Source organism: Sphingomonas sp., assembly GCF_025362505.1.
GTDB lineage: Bacteria > Pseudomonadota > Alphaproteobacteria > Sphingomonadales > Sphingomonadaceae > Sphingomicrobium.
Map to the genome: position 1 here is coordinate 1 of NZ_JANYGG010000078.1, position 22,309 is coordinate 22,309.

31 protein-coding genes and 2 pseudogenes are annotated in these 22,309 nt (G+C 64.7%); 30 read left to right on the plus strand and 3 right to left on the minus strand.

What is annotated here, in order from left to right; translation table 11 throughout:
* The 26 genes and pseudogenes from fusA to Q0R27_RS07560 all read left to right on the plus strand — a co-directional run.
* The coding region (gene fusA / locus Q0R27_RS07435; RefSeq protein ID WP_293942924.1) for an elongation factor G at positions 1 to 1,676 on the plus strand (1,676 nt) is incomplete at its 5' end.
* Between the two features lie 72 nt (positions 1,677 to 1,748).
* Positions 1,749 to 2,939, plus strand: a complete 1,191-nt coding sequence (tuf, locus tag Q0R27_RS07440) for an elongation factor Tu (protein ID WP_293942925.1) — start codon at positions 1,749 to 1,751, stop codon at positions 2,937 to 2,939.
* 123 nt (positions 2,940 to 3,062) lie between these two features.
* Positions 3,063 to 3,374: a 30S ribosomal protein S10 gene (rpsJ, locus tag Q0R27_RS07445; protein WP_293942927.1), complete on the plus strand. Its 312-nt coding sequence runs from the start codon at positions 3,063 to 3,065 to the stop codon at positions 3,372 to 3,374.
* Between the two features lie 208 nt (positions 3,375 to 3,582).
* Positions 3,583 to 4,452: a 50S ribosomal protein L3 gene (gene rplC / locus Q0R27_RS07450; protein ID WP_293942928.1), complete on the plus strand. Its 870-nt coding sequence runs from the start codon at positions 3,583 to 3,585 to the stop codon at positions 4,450 to 4,452.
* A gap of 3 nt (positions 4,453 to 4,455) precedes the next feature.
* Entirely contained in the window at positions 4,456 to 5,103 is a 648-nt protein-coding gene (gene rplD, locus Q0R27_RS07455) for a 50S ribosomal protein L4 (RefSeq protein ID WP_293942929.1), read from the plus strand.
* Positions 5,096 to 5,413, plus strand: a complete 318-nt coding sequence (locus Q0R27_RS07460; RefSeq protein WP_293942931.1) for a 50S ribosomal protein L23 — start codon at positions 5,096 to 5,098, stop codon at positions 5,411 to 5,413. The genes rplD and Q0R27_RS07460 overlap by 8 nt, the downstream gene beginning before the upstream one ends.
* A gap of 4 nt (positions 5,414 to 5,417) precedes the next feature.
* A complete protein-coding gene (gene rplB / locus Q0R27_RS07465; RefSeq protein ID WP_293942932.1) occupies positions 5,418 to 6,257 on the plus strand; it encodes a 50S ribosomal protein L2 in 840 nt (279 codons plus the stop codon).
* The gene (gene rpsS, locus Q0R27_RS07470; RefSeq protein ID WP_293942934.1) at positions 6,257 to 6,532 is read left to right on the plus strand and encodes a 30S ribosomal protein S19; all 276 of its coding nucleotides are present in this window, start codon (positions 6,257 to 6,259) and stop codon (positions 6,530 to 6,532) included. The genes rplB and rpsS overlap by 1 nt, the downstream gene beginning before the upstream one ends.
* Positions 6,532 to 6,909: a 50S ribosomal protein L22 gene (rplV, locus tag Q0R27_RS07475; RefSeq protein ID WP_293942936.1), complete on the plus strand. Its 378-nt coding sequence runs from the start codon at positions 6,532 to 6,534 to the stop codon at positions 6,907 to 6,909. The genes rpsS and rplV overlap by 1 nt, the downstream gene beginning before the upstream one ends.
* A complete protein-coding gene (gene rpsC / locus Q0R27_RS07480) occupies positions 6,909 to 7,616 on the plus strand; it encodes a 30S ribosomal protein S3 (protein WP_293942937.1) in 708 nt (235 codons plus the stop codon). Before rplV ends, rpsC begins: the two co-directional genes overlap by 1 nt.
* Before the next feature lie 12 nt (positions 7,617 to 7,628).
* Complete coding sequence (gene rplP / locus Q0R27_RS07485; protein WP_293942938.1) at positions 7,629 to 8,060, plus strand: 50S ribosomal protein L16; 432 nt, start codon at positions 7,629 to 7,631, stop codon at positions 8,058 to 8,060.
* Between the two features lie 3 nt (positions 8,061 to 8,063).
* Complete coding sequence (rpmC, locus tag Q0R27_RS07490) at positions 8,064 to 8,270, plus strand: 50S ribosomal protein L29 (protein WP_293942940.1); 207 nt, start codon at positions 8,064 to 8,066, stop codon at positions 8,268 to 8,270.
* Between the two features lie 12 nt (positions 8,271 to 8,282).
* Positions 8,283 to 8,510 (plus strand): annotated as a pseudogene (gene rpsQ / locus Q0R27_RS07495) (30S ribosomal protein S17); the annotation flags it as partial.
* 126 nt (positions 8,511 to 8,636) lie between these two features.
* Complete coding sequence (rplN, locus tag Q0R27_RS07500; protein ID WP_293942941.1) at positions 8,637 to 9,005, plus strand: 50S ribosomal protein L14; 369 nt, start codon at positions 8,637 to 8,639, stop codon at positions 9,003 to 9,005.
* Entirely contained in the window at positions 9,005 to 9,322 is a 318-nt protein-coding gene (gene rplX / locus Q0R27_RS07505) for a 50S ribosomal protein L24 (protein ID WP_293942942.1), read from the plus strand. Before rplN ends, rplX begins: the two co-directional genes overlap by 1 nt.
* A complete protein-coding gene (rplE, locus tag Q0R27_RS07510) occupies positions 9,315 to 9,926 on the plus strand; it encodes a 50S ribosomal protein L5 (RefSeq protein ID WP_293942945.1) in 612 nt (203 codons plus the stop codon). Before rplX ends, rplE begins: the two co-directional genes overlap by 8 nt.
* Positions 9,927 to 9,946: 20 nt before the next feature.
* Positions 9,947 to 10,252 (plus strand): 30S ribosomal protein S14, encoded by a 306-nt coding sequence (rpsN, locus tag Q0R27_RS07515; protein WP_293942947.1) that lies wholly within the window; start codon positions 9,947 to 9,949, stop codon positions 10,250 to 10,252.
* Positions 10,253 to 10,261: 9 nt separating this feature from the next.
* On the plus strand, positions 10,262 to 10,657 hold the full coding sequence (rpsH, locus tag Q0R27_RS07520) for a 30S ribosomal protein S8 (RefSeq protein ID WP_293942950.1): 396 nt from the start codon (positions 10,262 to 10,264) through the stop codon (positions 10,655 to 10,657).
* Between the two features lies 1 nt (position 10,658).
* Entirely contained in the window at positions 10,659 to 11,195 is a 537-nt protein-coding gene (rplF, locus tag Q0R27_RS07525; protein WP_293942952.1) for a 50S ribosomal protein L6, read from the plus strand.
* 3 nt (positions 11,196 to 11,198) lie between these two features.
* Complete coding sequence (rplR, locus tag Q0R27_RS07530) at positions 11,199 to 11,552, plus strand: 50S ribosomal protein L18 (protein ID WP_293942955.1); 354 nt, start codon at positions 11,199 to 11,201, stop codon at positions 11,550 to 11,552.
* Complete coding sequence (gene rpsE / locus Q0R27_RS07535) at positions 11,553 to 12,305, plus strand: 30S ribosomal protein S5 (RefSeq protein WP_293942957.1); 753 nt, start codon at positions 11,553 to 11,555, stop codon at positions 12,303 to 12,305. It begins immediately after the preceding gene.
* Positions 12,306 to 12,310: 5 nt separating this feature from the next.
* Positions 12,311 to 12,487, plus strand: coding sequence for a 50S ribosomal protein L30 (gene rpmD / locus Q0R27_RS07540; RefSeq protein ID WP_293942959.1), 177 nt, complete (start codon positions 12,311 to 12,313; stop codon positions 12,485 to 12,487).
* A gap of 69 nt (positions 12,488 to 12,556) precedes the next feature.
* Positions 12,557 to 13,111, plus strand: a complete 555-nt coding sequence (gene rplO / locus Q0R27_RS07545; RefSeq protein WP_293942978.1) for a 50S ribosomal protein L15 — start codon at positions 12,557 to 12,559, stop codon at positions 13,109 to 13,111.
* 99 nt (positions 13,112 to 13,210) lie between these two features.
* Entirely contained in the window at positions 13,211 to 14,575 is a 1,365-nt protein-coding gene (gene secY / locus Q0R27_RS07550; protein WP_293942961.1) for a preprotein translocase subunit SecY, read from the plus strand.
* Between the two features lie 75 nt (positions 14,576 to 14,650).
* On the plus strand, positions 14,651 to 15,292 hold the full coding sequence (locus Q0R27_RS07555; RefSeq protein WP_293942963.1) for an adenylate kinase: 642 nt from the start codon (positions 14,651 to 14,653) through the stop codon (positions 15,290 to 15,292).
* 23 nt (positions 15,293 to 15,315) lie between these two features.
* On the plus strand, positions 15,316 to 15,840 hold the full coding sequence (locus tag Q0R27_RS07560) for an ATPase (RefSeq protein ID WP_293942965.1): 525 nt from the start codon (positions 15,316 to 15,318) through the stop codon (positions 15,838 to 15,840).
* Here the strand turns inward: Q0R27_RS07560 and Q0R27_RS07565 are convergent.
* Entirely contained in the window at positions 15,837 to 16,349 is a 513-nt protein-coding gene (locus Q0R27_RS07565; protein WP_293942967.1) for a dihydrofolate reductase, read from the minus strand. The two genes, Q0R27_RS07560 and Q0R27_RS07565, sit on opposite strands and share 4 nt — an antisense overlap.
* A gap of 45 nt (positions 16,350 to 16,394) precedes the next feature.
* On the opposite strand from Q0R27_RS07565, the gene Q0R27_RS07570 reads away from it, so the two are divergent.
* From Q0R27_RS07570 to Q0R27_RS07585, 4 genes are read left to right on the plus strand one after another with little or no spacing between them, the layout of a single operon-like run.
* Positions 16,395 to 17,687, plus strand: coding sequence for an amidohydrolase family protein (locus tag Q0R27_RS07570; RefSeq protein ID WP_293942969.1), 1,293 nt, complete (start codon positions 16,395 to 16,397; stop codon positions 17,685 to 17,687).
* Positions 17,684 to 19,093, plus strand: coding sequence for an FAD-binding oxidoreductase (locus Q0R27_RS07575; protein ID WP_293942971.1), 1,410 nt, complete (start codon positions 17,684 to 17,686; stop codon positions 19,091 to 19,093). The genes Q0R27_RS07570 and Q0R27_RS07575 overlap by 4 nt, the downstream gene beginning before the upstream one ends.
* Before the next feature lie 13 nt (positions 19,094 to 19,106).
* Complete coding sequence (locus Q0R27_RS07580; protein ID WP_293942973.1) at positions 19,107 to 19,661, plus strand: DUF4337 domain-containing protein; 555 nt, start codon at positions 19,107 to 19,109, stop codon at positions 19,659 to 19,661.
* A gap of 55 nt (positions 19,662 to 19,716) precedes the next feature.
* Positions 19,717 to 20,667, plus strand: coding sequence for an aldo/keto reductase family protein (locus Q0R27_RS07585; protein ID WP_293942975.1), 951 nt, complete (start codon positions 19,717 to 19,719; stop codon positions 20,665 to 20,667).
* Positions 20,668 to 20,697: 30 nt separating this feature from the next.
* On the opposite strand, the gene Q0R27_RS07590 is transcribed toward Q0R27_RS07585, so the two are convergent.
* Both Q0R27_RS07590 and Q0R27_RS07595 read right to left on the minus strand, forming a co-directional pair.
* Positions 20,698 to 21,501: a transporter gene (locus Q0R27_RS07590; protein WP_293942977.1), complete on the minus strand. Its 804-nt coding sequence runs from the start codon at positions 21,499 to 21,501 to the stop codon at positions 20,698 to 20,700.
* A 686-nt stretch (positions 21,502 to 22,187) separates the two neighbouring features.
* Positions 22,188 to 22,309 (minus strand): annotated as a pseudogene (locus Q0R27_RS07595) (IS630 family transposase); the annotation flags it as partial.

Genomic DNA, 22,309 nt, shown 5'->3' on the forward strand with positions numbered 1-22,309 from the left:
TCAACAAGATGGACAAGATCGGCGCCGACTTCGAAATGTGCCTGCGCACCATCCGCGAGCGCCTGGGCGTGAAGGCCGTCCCGATCCAGCTGCCGATCGGCTCGGAAACCAATCTCAAGGGCATCGTCGACCTGGTCCGCATGAAGGCCGTGGTCTGGGACAGCGAAGGCCTCGGCGCGAACTATCACGACGAAGAGATCCCCGCCGACATGCTGACCGCGTGCCAGGAAGCGCGCCACTACATGATCGAAAATTCGGTCGAGCTCGATGACGAGGCCATGGAAGCCTACCTGTCGGGCGAAGAGCCGTCGGTCGACGTCATCAAGAAGTGCCTGCGCAAGGCCGTCTTGACCGGCGCCTTCTATCCGATCCTCGCCGGCTCGGCGTTCAAGAACAAGGGCGTCCAGCCGCTGCTCGACGGCGTCGTCGACTATCTGCCGTCACCGCTCGACATCCCGGCGGTCGAAGGCCTCAAGATGGACGGCGTGACGACCGACGCGCGTGCGCCTGCCGACGACGCGCCCTTCTCGGCGCTGGCGTTCAAGATCATGAACGATCCGTTCGTCGGCACGCTGACCTTCGCGCGCATTTATTCGGGTACGCTCGAAACCGCGTCGCAGGTGATGAACAGCGTCAAGGACAAGAAGGAAAAGGTCGGTCGCATGCTTTTGATGCATGCCAATGACCGCGAGGACATCCAGATCGCTTACGCCGGCGACATCGTCGCGCTGGCGGGCCTCAAGGACACCACCACCGGCGAGACGCTGTGCGCGATCAACGCGCCGATCATCCTCGAGCGGATGGAGTTTCCGGACCCCGTCATCGAGGTCGCGGTCGAGCCCAAGACCAAAGCCGACCAGGAGAAAATGGGCATCGCGCTCAATCGTCTGGCTCGCGAGGACCCGTCGTTCCGCGTCACTACGGACCATGAATCGGGCCAGACGATCATCAAGGGGATGGGCGAGCTCCACCTCGAAATCCTCGTCGACCGGATGAAACGCGAATTCAAGGTCGAGGCCAATGTCGGCGCGCCGCAGGTCGCCTATCGCGAATATCTGGCGAAGCCGGTCGAGCTGACCTATACCCACAAGAAGCAGTCGGGCGGATCGGGCCAGTTCGCCGAAATCCGCATCAACGTCGTCCCCGGCGAGCGTGGATCGGGCTTCATCTTCAAGGACATCGTCAAGGGCGGCAACGTCCCGAAGGAATTTATTCCCTCGGTTGAAAAGGGCATGCGCGAGACCGCCGAGACCGGGTCGCTGATCGGCTTCCCGATCATCGACTTCGCGGTCGAGCTGACTGACGGCAAGTATCACGACGTCGACTCGTCGGCGCTGGCGTTCGAAATCTGTGCCCGCGGCGCGATGCGCGAAGCGGCGCAGAAGGCTGGCATCAAGCTGCTCGAGCCGATCATGAAGGTCGAAGTCGTCACCCCCGAGGATTATCTCGGCGACGTCATCGGCGACCTCAACAGCCGTCGTGGCCAGATCCAGGGCACCGACACACGCGGCAACGCGCAAGCGGTCGAAGCGATCGTGCCGCTCGCCAACATGTTCGGTTACGTCAACCAGTTGCGCTCGTTCACGCAGGGGCGGGCGCAATATTCGATGCAGTTCAGCCACTATGACGAAGTCCCGGCGAACGTCGCGGACGAGGTCAAGGCGAAGCTGGCGTAACCGAAAATTAGAGGCTATGGGCGCGCTCGCACTGGGCAGCCGCCCCAATTTTCAAACGGTGAAGAGGTTATCATGGGTAAGGCGAAATTCGAGCGGAACAAGCCGCACTGCAACATTGGCACCATCGGTCACGTCGACCATGGCAAGACTTCGCTGACCGCGGCGATCACCAAGGTTCTGGCCGAGACCGGCGGCGCGACCTACACGTCCTATGCCAATATCGACAAGGCACCCGAAGAGCGCGAGCGCGGGATCACCATCTCGACCGCTCACGTCGAATATGAGACCGCGGCGCGTCACTATGCGCACGTCGATTGCCCGGGCCACGCCGATTATGTGAAGAACATGATCACCGGCGCCGCGCAGATGGACGGCGCGATCCTGGTCGTGTCGGCGAACGATGGCCCGATGCCGCAGACCAAGGAGCACATCCTGCTTGCCAAGCAGGTCGGCGTTCCGACGATGGTCGTGTTCATGAACAAGGTCGACTTGGTCGACGATCCCGAGCTGCTCGAACTGGTTGAGCTCGAAATTCGCGAATTGCTGTCGAAGTATGATTTCGACGGCGACAATATTCCGATCGTCCAGGGTTCGGCGGTTGCCGCGCTCGAAGACAAGACTCCCGAGATTGGTCACGACGCCGTGCTCAGGCTGATGGAAGCGGTCGACAGCTGGATCCCGCAGCCCGAGCGTCCGCTCGACAAGCCGTTCCTGATGCCGATCGAGGACGTGTTCTCGATCTCGGGTCGCGGCACGGTCGTCACCGGCCGTGTCGAGACCGGCATCGTCAAGGTCGGCGAGGAAGTCGAGATCGTCGGCATCAAGGACACCAAGAAGACTGTCGTCACCGGCGTCGAGATGTTCCGCAAGCTGCTCGATCAGGGCCAGGCCGGCGACAACATCGGCGCGCTGATCCGCGGCGTCGGGCGTGAGGAAGTCGAGCGCGGGCAGGTTCTCTGCAAGCCCGGCTCGATCAAGCCGCACACCGACTTCTCGGCCGAAGTCTATGTCCTCTCGAAGGACGAGGGCGGCCGTCACACGCCGTTCTTCGCCAACTATCGCCCGCAGTTCTACTTCCGCACGACCGACGTGACGGGCGAAGTGGTTCTTCCGGAAGGTACCGAAATGGTCATGCCGGGCGACAACGTCACGCTGAGCGTCAAGCTCATCGCGCCGATCGCCATGGAACAGGGCCTGCGCTTCGCGATCCGCGAAGGCGGTCGTACGGTTGGCGCCGGGGTTGTCGGTTCGATCACGAAGTAGTAACGGCTGCGAGCCGCGCGGGTCGGAAGATTCGCGCGGCTCGTTTTTTTTCAGGGTTTTGCTCTTTCCGTCAATGCTGACGGTTGGTGGATTGCCCTTGGCTCTTTCGCATCGGTAGTGGACATGGAAACGCAGAATATCCGGATTCGCCTGAAGGCCTTCGATCATCGCGTGCTCGATCAGGCCACCGGGGACATCGCCGACACCGCCCGGCGCACCGGAGCTTCGATCCGCGGGCCCATTCCGCTGCCGACGCGCATCGAGAAGTTCACCGTCAACCGCTCGCCGCACGTCGACAAGAAGTCGCGCGAGCAGTTCGAGGTGCGCACCTACAAGCGGCTGCTCGACATCGTGCAACCCACTCCGCAAACGGTCGATGCTCTAATGAAGCTCGATCTTGCGGCAGGGGTGGACGTGGAGATCAAGCTGGCTTAATGGCCGGCGCGCAGCGGTCGAATCGCATCTGATGCGAATCCCGTTGCGCAATGGATAAGGGATACCGCGGGCGTCTTTGGGCACCCGGTCACGCGTCCCCCGCTTTCCACCTTTCCGGTGGATATGGCCCAGGCGGGGCTCGTTTCGTTTTATGGGGTCGGCACACGCCCGCGGATTGATTTCCGTGGGCCTCTGATGGAGTATGGTCATGCGCACTGGCGTGATCGCGAAGAAAATGGGGATGACCCGCCTGTTTCAGGCGGATGGCCGGCACGTGCCGGTAACCGTCCTGCAGCTTGAAGAAGTCCAGGTCGTCGGCCGTCGCGAGATGGATCGCGATGGCTACACCGCCGTCCAGCTCGGTGCGGGAAAGGCCAAGGCCAAGAACGTCGCCAAGCCGCAGCGTGGCCACTTCGGCAAGGCCGAGGTCGAGCCCAAGGCGAAGGTTGCCGAGTTCCGCGTTTCGGAAGACGCGCTGCTGGATCTTGGCGCGACGCTGTCGGCAGACCATTTTGTCGCCGGCCAGATGGTCGACATCCAGGGCGTGACCCAGGGCAAGGGCTTTCAGGGCGGCATGAAGCGCTGGGGCTTCGGCGGACTTCGCGCCACCCACGGCGTCTCGGTCTCGCACCGCTCGCTGGGTTCGACCGGTCAGCGCCAGGATCCGGGCAAGGTCTTCAAGAACAAGAAGATGGCTGGCCACATGGGCGCCAAGAACCGTACGCAACAGAATCTCGAAATTGTCCGCACCGACGCGGAGCGCGGCCTCCTGTTCGTCAAGGGCTCTGTCCCGGGACACAAGGGCGGTTGGCTCGAAGTGCATGACTCGGTCAAGATCGCGCGTCCGGAAGCGGCGCCTTATCCCGCCGGGCTTGTCGAGAATGCCAAGGAAATCGAGACCGAGACGGCTCCGGCCGCCTTCGTCGAGGACGCCGCGGTTCATGAAATCCCGGCGCTGCCCAGCGATGCCGAAGTGGCTGCGATCGCCGCCGAGCAGGACGCTGGCGGAGCGCTCGACAATCAGACCTCGGAGGCTTCGGACACTGCGCCGAATGCCGACGAGAGCAAGGAAGGCTAAGCCATGAAGGTCAAGGTTCAGACCCTGAGCGGGCTTGGCGCCGGCACCGATACCGCGCAAACAGGCGACGTCACGCTCGACGACGCCGTGTTCGGTGTAGAGCCACGCGCCGACATTCTCCACCGCGTCGTGACGTGGCAGCTGTCCAACCGTCGCGGCATGGCTCGCGCCGCCCGCGAGCGGAGCGATGTCGCCCGCACCGGCAAGAAGTTCGGCAAGCAGAAGGGCGGCGGTACGGCTCGTCACGGCGATCGCCGCGCCCCGATCTTCATCGGCGGCGGCAAGGCTCACGGCCCGCGCGCCCGCCTGTTCACGCTCGGCCTCAACAAGAAGGTCCGCGTGCTGGGCCTGAAGATGGCGCTGTCGTCGAAGGCCGCCGGGGGCAACCTCGTCGTCCTCGACAACCTCGACATCCCCGAGGGCAAGACAAAGACGCTGAGCGAGCAGCTCGGCAAGCTGGGCTTCGGCAAGACCGCGCTGTTCATCGACGGTGAAGCGCTCAACGTCGGCTTTGCCCGCGCCTCGTCGAACCTTGGCCACGTCAACCTGCTGCCGGCGGCCGGCGCCAACGTCTACGACATCATGCGCCACGAAACGCTGGTCCTGACCCGCGCCGGACTTGAGAAACTGGAGGCCCGGTTCAATGGCTAAGAAGCCTGCAAATTCGACGGTCGACAACCGTCATTACGACGTCGTCCTGGCGCCGCACATCACCGAGAAATCGACGATGTTGTCGGAGCATAACGCGGTCGTGTTCAAGGTCGCCGGAACGGCGTCCAAGCCCGAGATCAAGGCTGCCGTCGAAGCGCTGTTCAATGTCAGCGTGACGAACGTCAACACGATGATCACCAAGGGCAAGACCAAGAAGTGGAAGGGCCAGGCCTACAAGCGCTCGGACGCCAAGAAGGCGATCGTGACGCTGGCCGCGGGCCAGTCGATCGACATCACGAGCGGGATCTGACGCGATGGCATTGAAAGCATATAAGCCGACCTCGCCGTCGCGCCGCGGGCTCATCCTGGTGGACAAGTCGTCGCTGTGGAAGGGCAAGCCGGTCAAGCATCTGACTGAAGGCAAGTCCAAGAGCGGCGGCCGCAACAACAAGGGCAAGATGACCTCGCGCGGGATCGGCGGCGGGCACAAGCAGCGCTACCGCATCGTCGATTTCAAGCGTCGCACGTGGGACGTCTCGGCGACCGTCGAGCGGCTCGAGTATGACCCCAACCGCTCGGCGTTCATCGCGCTCGTCACCTATGACGGCGATGCCGGCGAGCAGGCCTACATCATCGCGCCGCAGCGCCTTGCGCCGGGCGACAAGGTCGTCGCCGGCAAGAAGGTCGACGTGAAGCCCGGCAACGCGATGGAAGTCGGCCAGATGCCGGTCGGCACGATCGTTCACAATGTCGAGCTGAAGCCCGGCAAGGGTGGCCAGATCGCTCGCGCCGCCGGCACTTATGTGCAGGTTGTCGGTCGCGACAAGGGCATGGTAATCGTTCGCCTCAACTCGGGCGAGCAGCGCTATGTCCGTTCGGACTGCATGGCGACGGTTGGCGCGGTGTCGAACCCCGATAACTCGAACCAGACCCTCGCCAAGGCCGGCCGCAGCCGCTGGCTCGGCAAACGTCCGCTGACCCGCGGCGTCGCCAAGAACCCGGTCGACCACCCGCACGGCGGTGGTGAAGGCCGGACCTCGGGCGGCCGTCATCCGGTCACACCGTGGGGCAAGCCGACCAAGGGCGCTCGTACCCGTCATAACAAGTCGACCGACAAGATGATCATCCGGTCGCGCCACGCGAGGAAGAAGTAATGGCTCGCTCCATCTGGAAAGGCCCGTTCGTCGAGCTTTCGCTCCTGAAAAAGGCGGAAGCGGCACAGGAGGCGACCAAGCGCGCGCCGATCAAGACCTGGTCGCGTCGCTCGACGATCCTGCCGCAGTTCGTCGGCCTGGTGTTCAATGTCTACAACGGCCGCAAGTTCGTGCCGGTGTCGGTCAATGAGGACATGGTCGGCATGAAGCTCGGCGAATTCGCGCCGACCCGCTTCTTCCCCGGCCACGCCGCGGACAAGAAGGGCAAGCGCTGATGTCCAAGTCCGTCACTCCGCGCCGCGTCGGCGACAAGGAAGCGCTCGCCGTCGGCAACACCATTCGTGGTTCGGCGCGCAAGCTCAACCTGGTCGCTGGTTTGATCCGTGGCCGCAAGGTCGAGGAAGCCCTCAACATCCTCAAGTTCAGCCCCAAGGGGATGGCGGACGATGTCTACAAGGTGCTCGCTTCGGCCGTCGCCAATGCCGAGAACAACCATAATCTCGATGTCGACGCGCTCGTCGTTCACGAGGCGTCGGTCGGCAAGTCCATTTCGATGAAGCGTTTCGCTACCCGCGCCCGCGGCCGGTCGAGCCGCATCGTCAAGCCGTTCAGCCGCATTCGCGTCGTCGTCCGCGAGCAGGAAGAAGCATAATGGGTAACAAATCCTCCGCGATCGGGCTTCGGCTGCAGATCAACCGTACCTGGGACAGCCGCTGGTTCGCGGAAGGCAGGGATTACGGTCGTCTGCTGCTCGAGGATCTCAAGATCCGCCAGTACATCATGAAGTCGCTGCCCCAGGCCGCGATCTCCAAGGTAGTCATCGAGCGTCCCGCCAAGTTGTGCCGCATCTCGATCTACGCCGCCCGCCCCGGTGTCATCATCGGCAAGAAGGGCAGCGACATCGAGAAGTTGAAGGCCAAGCTCGGCAAGATGACTGCATCGGCCGTCAGCCTCAACATCGTCGAGATCCGCAAGCCGGAAATCGATGCGCGCCTCGTTGCGCAGGGCATCGCCGATCAACTCGAGCGTCGTATCGCTTTCCGCCGCGCGATGAAGCGGGCGGTGCAGTCGGCCATGCGGCTCGGCGCCGAGGGTATCCGGATCAACTGCGGCGGCCGTCTCGGCGGCGCCGAGATCGCGCGTTCGGAATGGTATCGCGAAGGGCGCGTTCCGCTCCACACGCTGCGCGGCAACGTCGATTTCGCCGAGGCCCAGGCGCACACCGCTTACGGTGTGTGCGGCGTCAAGGTGTGGGTCTTCAAGGGCGAGATCCTCGGCCATGACCCGATGGCGCAGGACCGCCTGATGATGGACGCGCAGACTTCGGGTGTTCGCCCGGCCCGCGACGATCGTCGTTAAGGATCATTTGAAATGTTGCAGCCAAAGCGCACCAAATTCCGCAAGGCCTTCAAGGGCCGCATCCACGGCAATGCCAAGGGTGGGACTGAATTGAATTTCGGCTCCTTCGGGCTGAAGGCGATGGAGCCAGACCGGATCACCGCGCGTCAGATCGAGGCGGCCCGCCGCGCGATCACGCGTCATATCCGCCGTCAGGGCCGCTTGTGGATCCGCATCTTCCCGGATCTGCCGGTGTCGTCGAAGCCCGCCGAAGTCCGCATGGGCTCGGGCAAGGGCAGCCCCGAATTCTGGGTCGCTCGCGTCAAGCCCGGCCGCATCCTGTTTGAGCTCGACGGCGTGCCCGGCCCGCTTGCCAAGGTGGCGTTCGAACGCGCCGCCGAGAAACTGCCGATCCGGGTCAAGGTCGTTGCCCGCCTGGGCGAATCTTTGGTCGAGGAGGACTAAGCCATGGCCGCGATCGACGATCTCAAGGTGAAGAGCGACGACCAGCTGCAGGTGCAGCTCGGCGAGCTCAAGCGTGAGCAGTTCAACCTGCGCTTTCAGTCGGCGACGAACCAGCTCGAAAAGCCGAGCCGGGTGCGCGTAGTTCGGCGCACCATCGCCCGTATCAAGACGCTCCAGACCCAGCGCGGCAGCGCTGAGTCCAAGGCGTAAGGAGTCTATCAGATGCCCAAGCGCGTCCTCACCGGAACGATCGTTTCCGACAAGGGTGACAAGACTGTCGTGGTCCGCGTCGAGCGGCGGGTGAAGCACCCGTTGTACGGCAAGATCATCCGTCTTTCGAAGAAGTACCACGCTCACGACGCCGACAATGCGTACGCCGAGGGTGAGCAGGTCCGCATCGAGGAATGCGCTCCCGTGTCCAAGCTCAAGACCTGGACCGTGATCGAGCGCGTCGGCGCGGCGGGCACGCTCGTCACCGACACCGCGTCGGACGTCGACGCGACCCAGACCATCAAGGCCCGCGGCAAGGCAGCGAAAGCTGCCGAAGCCACGGCCGCTTAACGGAAGGCATCAGCCATGATCCAGATGCAGTCCAACCTCGAGGTCGCCGACAATTCGGGCGCCAAGCGCGTCATGTGCATCAAGGTGCTCGGCGGGTCGAAGCGTCGCGTCGCCGGCGTCGGTGACATCATCGTCGTGTCGGTCAAGGAAGCCGCGCCTCGCGGTCGCGTCAAGAAGGGCGACGTCCATCGCGCCGTGATTGTCCGCACCGCTAAGGACATCCGGCGCGCCGACGGGTCGGTGATCCGCTTCGACACCAATGCCGCGGTGCTGGTGAACAAGAACGAGGAGCCGATCGGCACCCGCATCTTCGGCCCGGTCGTCCGCGAACTTCGTGCCCGTAAGCATATGAAGATCATCAGCCTCGCTCCGGAGGTGCTGTGATGTCGGCCGCGAAGATCCGCAAGGGCGACAAGGTCGTCATCCTGTCGGGCAAGGACAAGGGCAAGACCGGTGAAGTGACCCGCTCGATCCCGAAGGAAATGAAGGTTGTCGTGTCTGGCGTGAATATCGCCGTGCGTCACAAGAAGGCGAGCCAGGCCGACCCCCAGGGTGGCCTCGAACGCCGTGAAGCGCCGATGCATGTGTCGAAGGTCGCCATCGCGACGGCCGATGGCAAGCCGAGCCGCGTCCGCTTCGAAACCCACGATGGCAAGAAGGTCCGCGTCGCCGCGAAGACCGGGGAGAAGATCGATGGCTGAAGGCCACAACGCGAAGACCGGGACCGGCGACGGCGCCTATGTGCCCCGCCTCCGCAAGGATTATGACGAGCGCATCGCGCAGGCGATGGTCGAGAAGTTCGGCTACAAGAACAAGCTTGAGGTCCCGCGGCTCGACAAGATCGTGATCAACATGGGCGTCGGCGAGGCGACCCAGGACAAGAAGCGCGTCGAGCAGGCCGCTGGCGAAATGGAAAAGATCGCGGGCCAGAAGCCGGTGATCACCAAGGCGAAGACTTCGATCGCGCAGTTCAAGCTGCGAGAGGGCATGCCGATCGGTTGCAAGGTGACTTTGCGCCGGGAGCGGATGTACGAGTTCCTCGACCGTCTGGTGAACATCGCCCTGCCGCGCGTCCGGGATTTCCGCGGGCTCAACCCCAAGTCGTTCGACGGTCGCGGCAATTACGCGATGGGTCTCAAGGAGCAGATCGTGTTCCCTGAGATCAACTATGACTCGATCGACAAGGTTCGGGGAATGGATGTCATCATCACCACGACCGCCAGGACCGACGACGAGGCGCGCGAACTGCTGCGCCTCTTCAACTTCCCGTTCCCCGCGGACGAACCTGATCAGAAAGCCGCGTGAGCGGTAGGAGAACTTAAGTCATGGCGAAACTGAGTTCCGTGAACAAGAATGAGCGTCGCAAGAAGCTCGTTCTCCAATATGCGGCAAAATACGCGAAGCTGAAGGCGGTCGCGAACGACACGAAGGCGGACGACACCGATCGCCTGATGGCACGGTTGAAGATGGCCGAGCTGCCGCGCAATGCGAATCCGACCCGGATCCGCAACCGTTGCGAGCTGACCGGTCGGTCGCGCGCTTATTATCGCAAGTTCCGCCTGTCGCGGATCATGCTCCGGGAAATGGGCAACAAGGGCCTAATCCCGGGTCTCACCAAGTCGAGCTGGTAAGGGCCGCAGATGCCGATGACCGATCCCCTGGGTGACATGCTCACCCGCATCCGCAACGGACAGCAGGCGCGCAAGGATTCGATCCTTACGCCGGCTTCGAAGCTGCGTAGCAACGTCTTGGACGTGCTGCAGCGCGAAGGCTATATCCGCGGATATTCCGAAGAAGCCGTCGCGGGCCAGAAGGGCCTGCGCATCGAGCTCAAATATTTCGAGGGCCAGCCCGCGATCCAGCATCTGGCGCGCGTGTCGAAGCCAGGCCGCCGGGTTTATTCGGGCGCAACCGAACTGCCGCGCATCCGCAACGGGCTCGGCATGACGATCGTCTCGACGCCGCGTGGCGTGCTTTCGGATGCCGAAGCGCGCGACCAGAACGTCGGCGGCGAAGTCCTCGCGGAGGTGTTCTAGAATGTCCCGTATTGGCAAGAAGCCCGTCGCCATGCCGAGCGGCGTGAGCGCCTCGACCGAAGGGCGGACGCTGACCGTCAAGGGGCCTAAGGGGACCCTGTCGATGGCGATGCTCGACGACCTCGTCGCCTATCAGATCGAGGACGAGAAGATCAGCGTCACCCCGCTGGTCGACGCGCAGCGCAACCGTGCCGCGTGGGGCATGCAGCGCACGCTCGTCCAGAACCTGATCACCGGCGTCACCGAGGGCTTCACCAAGGTGCTCGAGATCACTGGCGTCGGCTACCGCGCCAATGCCCAGGGCAAGACGCTCAAGCTGCAGCTCGGCTACAGCCACGACGTCAACTATGCGATCCCCGACGGCATCGACGTGAAGACCCCTGACACGACCACGGTCGAGATCAGCGGAATCGACCGTCAGCAGGTCGGCCAGGTCGCCGCCGAAATCCGTCGCTGGCGCAAGCCCGAGCCGTATAAGGGCAAGGGCATCAAGTATCGCGGCGAGTTCATCTTCCGCAAAGAAGGCAAGAAGAAGTAAGCCATGGCCAAAATGTCTCTCTTCGACCGCCGCCGCCGCCGCGTGCGTTCCGCGCTCAAGGCACGCGCCTCGGGCAAGCCGCGTCTTTCGGTCCATCGTTCGGGCCGCCATATCTATGCGCAGGTCATCGACGACGCCGCCGGCAAGACGCTGGCGTCGGCTTCGAGCCTCGACAAGGATCTGCGCGGGACGACCGGTGCGACCACCGACAGCGCCGCGACGGTCGGCAAGACGCTTGCCGAGCGTGCCAAGGAGGCCGGCGTCAGCCGTGTCGTCTTCGATCGCGGTGGCTTCCTGTTTCACGGCCGGGTGAAAGCCCTCGCCGATGCCGCCCGTGAAGGTGGATTGGAGTTCTAAATGGCTGACGAGAACGAAACCCCGCAGGTTGCCCAGGCTCCTGCAGCGCCCGAAACGGTCGCTCCCGACGGCCCCCCCGCCGATACGCGCGGCCCCCGGTCCCCGCGTGGCGGCCGTGGAGGTCCCGGCGGCGGTCGCGACAATCGTGGCGGCGGCGCCAACCGTGGCGGTCGTCGTGACGACAAGCGCGGCGGAAACCGTGGCGGCGACGACGGCGGCGAAGAACTGATCGAGAAGCTGGTCCACATTAACCGCGTCTCCAAGACGGTCAAGGGCGGCAAGCGCTTCGGCTTTGCCGCGCTGGTCGTCGTCGGCGACGGCAAGGGCCGCTCGGGCTTCGGCCACGGCAAGGCGCGCGAAGTGCCCGAGGCGATCTCGAAGGCGACTGCTGCTGCGAAGAAGGCGATGATCCGCGTTCCACTGCGCGATGGCCGCACGCTTCACCATGACGGCAACGGCCACTTCGGCGCCGGCAAGGTCACCGTTCGCTCGGCACCGTCAGGCACCGGGATCATCGCCGGCGGCCCGATGCGCGCCGTGTTCGAGAGCCTTGGCGTCCACGACGTGGTCACCAAGTCGGTCGGCACGTCCAATCCCTACAACATGATCCGGGCGACATTCGAAGCGCTCAAGGAACAGACCAGCCCGCGTTCGGTCGCGCAGCGCCGTGGCAAGAAGGTTTCCGACCTTCTTGGCCGTGGTGGCATGGGTGGCGCCGAGGCCGAAGCGGCCGCCGACGCGGTCACGGAGTAATCATCATGCCAACCATCACCTACACCCAGACCGGCTCGCCGATCCGCCGCGACAAGACCCAGCGTGCGACGCTGGTCGGGCTTGGCCTCAACAAGATGCACCGCACGGTGACGTGCGAGGCGACCCCGGAAGTGTTGGGCCAGGTCAAGAAGGTCGCCCACCTGCTGAAGGTCGAGGCCTGACTTTTCCTCCCTCTCCCCGTGAGGAGAGGGGCAACGCGCGACTAAAGCGAAAGCGAGTGCACCATGACGATCAAGCTTAATGAACTCCGCGACAACCCCGGTGCCCGCAAGAGCCGCGTCCGCGTCGGCCGCGGGATCGGGTCGGGCCTCGGCAAGACCGCCGGGCGCGGCCAGAAGGGCCAGAAGAGCCGCTCGGGCGTCTCGGTCAAGGGCTTCGAAGGCGGCCAGATGCCGCTCCACATGCGGCTGCCGAAGCGTGGCTTCAACAACATCTTCGCCAAGGACTTCTCGGAAGTTAACCTCGGCATGATCCAGAAGCTGGTCGACGCGGGAACCCTCGCTACCGATGGCGTGATCGATCATGTCGCACTCAAGGCGGTCGGGCTCGCCCGCGGTGGCAAGGACGGCGTCCGCCTGCTCGGCAAGGGCGATTTCTCGGCCAAACTGTCGTTCAAGGTCGCCGGCGTGTCGAAGGGCGCGCGCGAGGCGGTCGAGAAGGCCGGCGGGTCGATCGAGGTGATCGCCCCGAAGGTACCCAAGGAACTCGCCGCCGCCAAGAAAGGCAAGGCCCGTCTCGAGCGGATCGCGCACAAGGAAGCCAAGAAGGCCGCCGCCAAGGCGTAAGCTTTCGCCGGGGGGCTTAGACAAGCGCCCCGGCTCGCCTATATGGGCGGCGGGGGCGCATATGTTCCGCGCCGCCCTTTCTTTTTTACGGGATCAGCAATGGCATCCGCAGCCGAACAAATGGCGTCGAACATCAGCCTTGGCAGCTTTGGCAAGGCGACCGAGCTTAAGAAGCGTCTATGGTTCACGATCGGCGCGCTGGTGCTGTTCCGCCTGCTGTCGTTCGTGCCGATCCCGGGCATCGACCCGCGCGCCATGAAAGCACTATACCAGACGCAATCTGGCGGCGTGCTCGACTTCTTCAACACCTTCTCGGGCGGAGCGCTCGAACGCATGTCGGTCGTCGCGCTCGGCGTGATGCCCTACATCACCGCGTCGATCGTGGTTCAGCTCGGCGCGACGCTTTACCCGTCGTGGCAGGCGCTCAAGAAAGAGGGCGAGACCGGGCGCAAGAAGCTCAACCAGTACACGCGCTACCTGACTGTCTTGCTCACGATGATCCAGGGCTATCTCATCGCCACCGGCCTCGAGGGGCTCGGAGCGAAGCAGGGCATCGACGCGGTCGTCGACCCCGGCATGCTGTTCCGCGTCGCCGCGACGATCAGCCTGATCGGCGGCACGCTGTTCCTGATGTGGATTGGCGAGCAGATCACCAGCCGCGGCATCGGCAACGGCGTCAGCCTCATCATCATGGCCGGCATCGTCGCCCGCCTGCCACAGGCGATCGGCCAGCTGCTCGAGGGCGTTCGCACCGGATCGATGGACGGCTTCCTCGTGTTCGGCATCGTCGTGCTCAGTGCGGTGCTGATCCTGTTTATCTGTTTCATGGAGCGCGCCCAGAGACGCGTGCTGATCCAGTATCCGAAGCGCCAGACGGTGCGTGGCATGCAGCAGGAGCGCAGCCACCTCCCGCTCAAGATCAACACCGCCGGCGTCATCCCGCCGATCTTCGCCTCGTCGCTGCTGTTGATGCCGTTGACCATTGTACAGATGCTCGGCGCGCGGGCACAGTCGGGCAGCGCGTCGAGCGAATGGCTGATCACCGTCAGCACCTTCCTCCAGCATGGCTCGCCAGCCTATCTGTCGCTTTACGCGGCGGGGATCATTTTCTTCTGCTTCTTCTACACCGCGGTGCAGTTCAATTCGGAAGAAACCGCCGAGAACCTCAAGCGCCACGGCGGTTTCATCCCCGGCATCCGCCCTGGCAAGGCGACCGAGCTTTACTTCGACTGGCTGCTCAATCGCATCACCGTGATCGGCGCGGCTTATCTCGTCTTGATCTGCCTTGTCCCCGAAATCCTGTCGTCGCAGGCCGGGGTCAACTTCCGGCTCGGCGGCACCAGTCTGCTGATCGTCGTCAACGTAACGATGGACACGGTCAGCCAGATCCAGAGCCATCTCATCGCCCACCAGTATGGCGACCTCATCAAGAAGGCGAAACTCAAGGGCGCCAAGCGTCGCTGATGCGGCTGGGCCAAGACTAGCGTTGACCCGGACACCGGGCTCCGCTTCAAGGGCAGCCAAGAGGCAGGGGAACGCATGGACATCATTCTTCTAGGGCCGCCGGGCGCGGGCAAGGGCACCCAGGCCGCGCGGCTCCAGTCCAGTCGCGGCATGGTCCAGCTGTCGACCGGCGACATGCTGCGCGAAGCCGTCGCCAAGGGCACCCCCGTCGGGCTCAAGGCCAAGGCCGTGATGGAAGCCGGCGAGCTGGTCTCCGACGCGATCGTGTCGGCGCTGATCGGCGAGCGGCTCGACAGTGCCGGCGGCGGCGCGATCTTCGACGGCTTCCCGCGCACCCAGCACCAGGCCGAAGCACTCGAAATGCTCCTCGCCGACCGCGACCGCACGCTCGATCATGTCATCGAACTGATGGTCGATGAAGAAGCACTGGTCGAGCGGATCATCGGCCGGTTCAGCTGCGTCAAGTGCGGCGCCAACTATCACGACCGTTTTCACAAGCCCAAGATCGAAGGCACCTGCGATGTCTGCGGTGCCCACGAATTCAAGCGCCGCCCCGACGACAATGAGGCGACAGTGCGCACCCGCATGGCCGAATATCGCGCCAAGACCGCGCCGATCCTCCCGTTTTACGAGGACAAGGGCCTGGTCCGCCGGGTCGACGGCATGGCCGGGGTCGACGAGGTCGCTGCCGCGATCGACGCCATCCTCGACAAGTGAGCAGAGCCGCGCGGGGAGGGACTATGCGTTACCTGATCTGTATTGCCGTCCTGCTCCTTGCCGCCCCGCTCAGAGCCGAGGTAGTGCATGCCGATGCGCACGGTTTCGAAGTCCGCAACGCCGTCCAGCTGGTCGTCGCCGCGCCCGACGCGCTGGCTGCCTTCACCCGTGTCGCCAGCTGGTGGTCGAAGGACCACACCTACTCGGGCGATCCGGCCAACCTCAGTCTCGACCTGCGCCCCGGCGACTGTTTCTGCGAGCGTTTCCCCAAGGGCGGCGGGATCGAGCATCTGCGCGTCGCTTACGTCGATCCGGGCAAGCAGATTATCCTCGTCGGCGCCCTCGGCCCCCTGCTCAGTGAGGCGGTCAACGGCGTGATGGACGTGTCGGTGACCAAGATCGCTGGCGGGTCGCGGCTGACGCTGATCTACCGCGCGTCGGGCTTCGCCAATGGCGGCGGCGACAAGTTCGCACCCAAGGTCGACGCTATGCTCGCCGACCAGCTCAAGCGCTTCCGCGCCTTCGCTGCCGACCGCGGCGGGCGCTAGGCGCGGAGCAGCGTGACGAACGCGTAGGCCGGGCGGTCGCCCTCGGCGGCATGCTCCTCGCGCGCAACTTCGCGCCAACCTCCACCCCCGCGCGGATCTGGCATCATCGTATCCCCGGCGATGTCGCCATGGACTTCGGTCAGTTCGATTCGCCGGGCGAGTGGCAGGAACAGTGCGAAAATCTCCGCCCCCCCGATCACCGCTGCGGCTTCGCCTCCGACCAGCGCCAGCGCGCCCGCGACATCGTGCGCCAACTCGGCCCCTGGCGCTTGCCTCTCGCGGTCGCGCGAGACGACAATGTGCCGCCGCCCCGGCAGTAACCCGGGCAAGCTGTCGAACGTCCGCCGCCCCATGATCATCGCCTCGCCCATCGTCAGCGCCTTGAACCGCTTGAGGTCGGCGGGCAGGTGCCACGGCAACCCGCCATCGCGCCCGATCACGCCGTTCTTGGCGCGCGCGACGATCAGGGTAAGGGCGGGGCGAAGGGTGGGCGAGGCTGCGGTGCTCATCGGTTTTGCCTTGCCCTTGCCGCGCGGCTTTGCAAAGCCTGCACCATGCGCTGGCTCCCCCTCCTTCTCGTGTTTGCCGCGAGCACCGCTCCCGCCGAAACGCTGCGCATCCGCGCCGGCCACCTGATCGATCCGGAGCAGGGCAGGGTGCTCAGCGACCAGCTCGTCACCCTGACCGACGGCAAGATCGCCAGCGTCGCCCCCTTCCGTGCCGCCGACCGCACCGACCTCGACTGGTCGCGCCGCTGGGTACTGCCCGGCCTGATCGACCTCCACACCCATCTCGCCGACGCCTATGTTCAGGGCAACGACCCCGCCGAGTCGCTCAAGCACAGCGCCGCCGCGACCATCCTCAAAGGCGCCGAAGCCGCCCGCGTGATGCTCCACTCCGGCTTCACCACGGTCCGCGACGTCGGCGCCTTGCGTGGCCTCAGTGATGTCGCGCTCCGCAACGCGATTGCGGCGGGCGAGATCGAGGGGCCGCGCATGATCGTCGCCGGCGCCTATCTCACCAGCCCCGGCGGTGGCGGTGCGGTCACCGCGCCGGGCCAGACCATCCCGCCCGAGATGGAAATGGGCGTCGTCCGCACCCCTGCCGAGGCAACCGCCGCGGTCGCCCGCCTGATCGGCGGCGGCGCTGATTTCATCAAGCTCATCGCCACGGGCGCGGTGCTGGCGGTCAACAGCGATGCCGGTGCGCTCGAGCTCTCACCACCGATCCTCAAGGCAGCCTGTGACGAGGCCAAACGCCTCGGCAGTTATTGCATTGCCCACGCCCACGGCGCGCAAGGGATCAAGGCGGCGATGCGCGCCGGTGCATGGATGATCGAACACGCTTCGCTGATCGACGACGAGGGACTGGCAATGGCCAAGGCCAACCATATCTTCCTCGACATGGACATTTATAACGGCGACTGGATCGAGGAAGTCGGCACCCGCGACCATTGGCCCGCTGAATATTTGCAGAAGAACCGCGACACGACCGATCTCCAGCGCAGCGGCTTCGCCAAGGCGGTCAGGCTTGGCGTCCCGCTGACCTTCGGCACCGACGCCGGTGTCTACCCCCACGGCCTCGGCGCTCGCCAGTTCGCCTATATGGTCCGCTATGGCATGACCCCGATGCAGGCGATCGCCTCGGCCACCGCCGAAGCCGCCAAGGGGCTGCGCATGGAGGGGAAGATCGGCACCCTCCGTTCGGGCGCCGCTGCCGACCTCGTCGCGGTCGACCGCGACCCACTCGCCGACATTTCCGCGCTTCGCTGCATCGCCGATGTCGTCCAGGCCGGCCGCCTCGTCCACCGCGACGACGCGGTTCAGCGGTGCGACCGCGTGAGATGACCCCGCAGCAGGCCGTCATCACGGCGGTGAGTGAACGCTTCGGCCCAAAAGCCGCGATCACCGACCCCGGCGACATCGCCCCGTGGCTGATTGACTGGCGCGGCCGCTGGCACGGTGCCTCCGCCGCGATCCTGTCGCCGGCCTCGACCGGCGAAGTCGCCGCGATCGTCGCCCTCGCCGTCGAGCACCGCGTCGCGCTCGTCCCTCAAGGCGGCAACAGCGGCATGGTCGGCGGCGCGACGCCGCCAGCCGACGGCTCGGCCCTGCTGATTTCGCTGCGCCGCATGAACCGCATCCGCAGCCTCTCCGCAAACCTCGCCGTCGCCGAAGCGGGCGTGATCCTCGAAACCCTCCACGACGCCGCAGCCGAAGCAGGCAGTCGCTTCCCGCTGACGCTCGGCGCTCGCGGCACCGCGACCATCGGCGGGCTCGTCTCGACCAACGCGGGGGGCACCCAGGTGCTTCGCTTCGGCACGATGCGCAGCCTCGTCGCCGGGCTCGAAGCGGTGCTCCCCGACGGCTCGATCCACGACGGCCTGTCCGCGCTCAAGAAGGACAATCGCGGCCCCAGCCTCGACCAGCTGTTCATCGGCGCCGAAGGAACGCTCGGCATTGTCACCGCCGCCGCGCTGCGCCTCGTCCCCGCGATCAGCGACCGCTCCGTCGCATGGCTCGGCGTCGCCAGCCCCGAGGCCGCGCTCGCTATCTTGCGTACCCTCGAACGCGACACCGGCCGCATCGAGGGCTTCGAGATCATCCCCCGTGACAGCCTCGCGAAGGTCCTTCTCCATGTCCCCGGCACCCGCGCTCCGCTTGCCGGCGAGCATCCGTGGCACGTCCTCGTCGAGGCCACCGCCCACGACCCCGCCGAAGAGCCATCGGCCGCGCTGTTGACCCGCTTGCTCGCCCCGCTGATCGGCGCCGACATCGCCGACGCAACCATCTCCGCCAACGAGGCTCAGGCCCGCGCGTTCTGGCATTTGCGCGATTCGATCTCGGAAGCCGAGCGCGCCATCGGCCCCGCGCTCCAGCACGACATCTCCGTACCCGTCGACACCATGCCGCGCTTTATGGTCGACGCCGCGCGCGAGGTCGAAGCCGCCTTCCCCGGCACGCATGCCTCGGGTTTCGGTCACCTTGGCGACGGCAACGTCCACTTCCACGTCCGCCCGCCCGAGGCAGACCAGGCCGGCTGGATCGCCACCAACGGAGCCGCCACGACGCGCCTCGTCCACGACCTCGTCGTCGCGGCGGGCGGATCGATCTCGGCCGAGCATGGCATCGGCCAGATGAAGAAAGACGAGCTCGCCCGCCTCGGCCCGCCGGCCCGCCTCCTCGCCCTGCGCGCGATCAAGGCCGCGCTCGACCCCCACGGGATCATGAATCCCGGCAAGCTGATCGATTGAAGGAAGCACGGGCATGGAAGTCGAACTCAGCGCCGAGGCCAAGGACAAGCGGCTCAACCGCTTCGTTGCGCTCACCGTCGTCATCCTCTCGGTCTCGACGGGTCTGGGCAACATCAAGGACGGCAACATCGTCCAGGCCATGGCGCAGGCGCAGGCCGATAGCCTCGACCGCTGGAACGAATATCAGGCGACCCGCACCAAGCTCCACATTGTCGAGACCGCGCGCGCCGAGCTCGCCGCCAGCGCCGACCCTGCCCGCGCCGCGCCAGCGCTCGCCATATTCGACGCCGACACCGCCAAGTACAAAGCCGAGTCCCCCGCTCTCGCCCGGGAGGCCAAGGAATTTTCCGCCCGATATGACGCGATCAATGTTCACGACGACCAGTTCGACGCCGCCGAAGCCGCACTGACCACCGCCATCTCGATCGCCGCGGTCGCAGCGCTGACCGAAAGCTGGCTCCCGCTGATCGCCGCCTGGGTGTTCGGCGCATTCGGGCTGTTCATGACCCTGTGCGGGTTCGCCGGGTGGCCGTTCCATCCTGACGTGCTGAGCACGTTACTGGGATGAATTTCGGAACAGTGGTCAGGCACGCCCGTTGCACTGCAATTCGAGGAGAAACAGTATGAAATACCGGCGATTGGGCAGCAGCGACCTCGAAGTGTCGGAGATCTCCCTTGGATCGTGGCTGACCTTCGGCGTCGGGGTCGAGGCGGACGCCGCGCGGCGCTGCCTTGATGCCGCGTTCGACCAGGGTATCAATTTCATCGACACCGCCAACGTCTATGGCCGGGGCGCGGCGGAATCCTTCCTTGGCGCCGCGCTCGCCGATCGTCCGCGCGACAGTTACATCCTTGCGACCAAGGTGTTTTTCCCGATGTCGGATGAGGACCACGGCCTGTCGCGCGCCCAGATCCTGAAACAGGTCGATGCCTCGCTCGCCCGGCTCAAGACCGACCATGTCGATCTTTACCAATGCCACCGCTACGACGACGCGACCCCGCTCGACGAAACAATGTCCGCTCTGACCGAGGTCGTGCGGGCGGGCAAGGCGCGCTTCATCGGCTTCTCCGAATGGCCCGCGGACAAGATCCGCGCGGCGCTGGCGATGACCGGCGTCGAGAAATTCGTTTCGAGCCAACCGCAATATTCGCTGGTCCACCGCGACCCCGAGGAGGAGGTCATCCCGCTCAGCGCCGCGGACGGCATTTCGCAGATCGTCTGGTCGCCGCTCGGCCAGGGTGTGCTGACCGGCAAGTACAAGCCCGGCGCCGCGCCGCCCGCGGGCAGCCGCGCGACCAATGACCAGATGAACCAGTTTATCGGCGGCATGCTCAAACCGCGCCTGCTCGAAGCGGTCGAACAGCTCAAGCCACTTGCCGCCGATGCCGGCCTGTCGCTTCCCCAGTTCGCCCTCGCATGGGTGCTGCGCGAGCCCAACATCGCCTCGGCAATCATCGGCGCCTCGCGGCCCGAACAGGTCATCGACAACGTCGGCGCGTCGGGCGCGAACGTCCCACCAGAACTATTCGTGAAGGCGCAGGAAATCGTCGCAGCAGGCATGTCGGCCGGCTGAGCCAGGCCACGCGCGGCCGTTAATCCTGGTCTAGAACCGGGTCGACACGCCGGCATAGGCCTGCAGCCCGGGCGTACTGCGATTGAGGCCAATGTTGGTGCCGACATCGAGTTGCAGAATCGGGGTCGCGAGATAGGCGAGCGACAGGTCCGCCGAATATTGCCGGACATGCCCACCCGGGTCGTAATTCTGCGCGGTCCATAGTTCGGCGCTGGCGGCGAGCTTCGACGACAGCGCTTTGCCGACGTCGACCGCGCCGACCAGTTGGGCGTGATGGCCATCGAGATTGGCGTTTTCCAGATCGTCGATCTCGGGAGTGATGGTGACGCTGAATCCGCGCGGTAGCGAAAACACCCCTGTCCCGACCAGCCCACCCTCGACCTTGCGATTACCGATGCCGAGCTTGGCGGTCGGAATTTTGATAAACGGTTCGACCGCGAACTGCGCCTTCGCATCGCTCGCGGTTAGCCGCTGCTTCACGCGCAGGAAGAGGTCACCAATCCCGTGGATACTGCTCACTCCCGAAGAGGTGCGCGTCCGGATCGTCTGATACGGAGTGATCGACGCTTCGATGTCGGTCGACGTGGTCAGCCCATATTTGAGCAGCGGATTGGTGTAGAGAATGGTGTCGCTGCGGACCCCGTCGACATCGCTCTTCGTCCAGTTGACGAGGTCGGTTTCAAACTGGACCATCCCCTTGGGAACGGTGCACGCCGAGGTCGCCTTGCTCGGGCGGTCGGTGCACAGGGCGGGGGGACCGACCGCGGGAGCCTGCGCCAGAGTCGCGCCCGGAACGATCAGCGTGGCGACGAATAAAAGGTACAAATTCGTCATCGTCGTTCCTTCGTCGCTGCGATGAGACAACGCCACTGCCGCCCATCGCGATGGATGATCCCGCTCGTGATCGAATAACATCCGTACCGCGCGGTCGCGGACTTCTTCAGCACAATGCGTGAGGCTAAGTCATTGAAAAACTGGCGCACCACGCAGTCGCGAGCAAACCAGTCTCAGGCGCAATTTTCCCTGTTCTGTGGGAATTAACAGGGGAAATTGTTGAAACGACGGGTGCTGGCGAGATGATGATGTTTCCTAACCGACTGTAATAAAGTGTTTTCTCGACTGAATTCCCTAAACGCGTAACAGGGAAAGTAATATCGCGTAACAAGAATTTGCGCGGGCGCGAACAGGGTGTCCAATTTCGATAACAGGCCAATCACCCGACCCATTCGTTCGTCCTCCCGTCGCGTTCAGCCGGCGGAACACCTCCCCGCCTCACGCGGACCTATCTGTCAGAGACGAAGGTCAATTATTTTCGGATGTCCAATCATTGGAGGACATGACCAATGACTAGGCCAGACAAGATCCGCTCCACAGCACTTCCCCAGCCCAAGATGCGCAAGGTCGCCAACATATGGCCCGCGCCGCGCCGCGCCGCGCCGCGCAACGCGCGCACGCACAGCGCTAGGGTCAGGACCCATTGATTTGAGAGGCGCGATCTGATTCATACCAAGACTCTCTGATTAGAACCGATGCGCCCAAGTTCGCAGCCCGAGGGACATGATGCGCCACGGTTGGTCGGTGAGACGGTTCCAGGCGAAGCAGCAGTGATCAAGGATATCGTCGTAGGATTTGAAGACGCGGT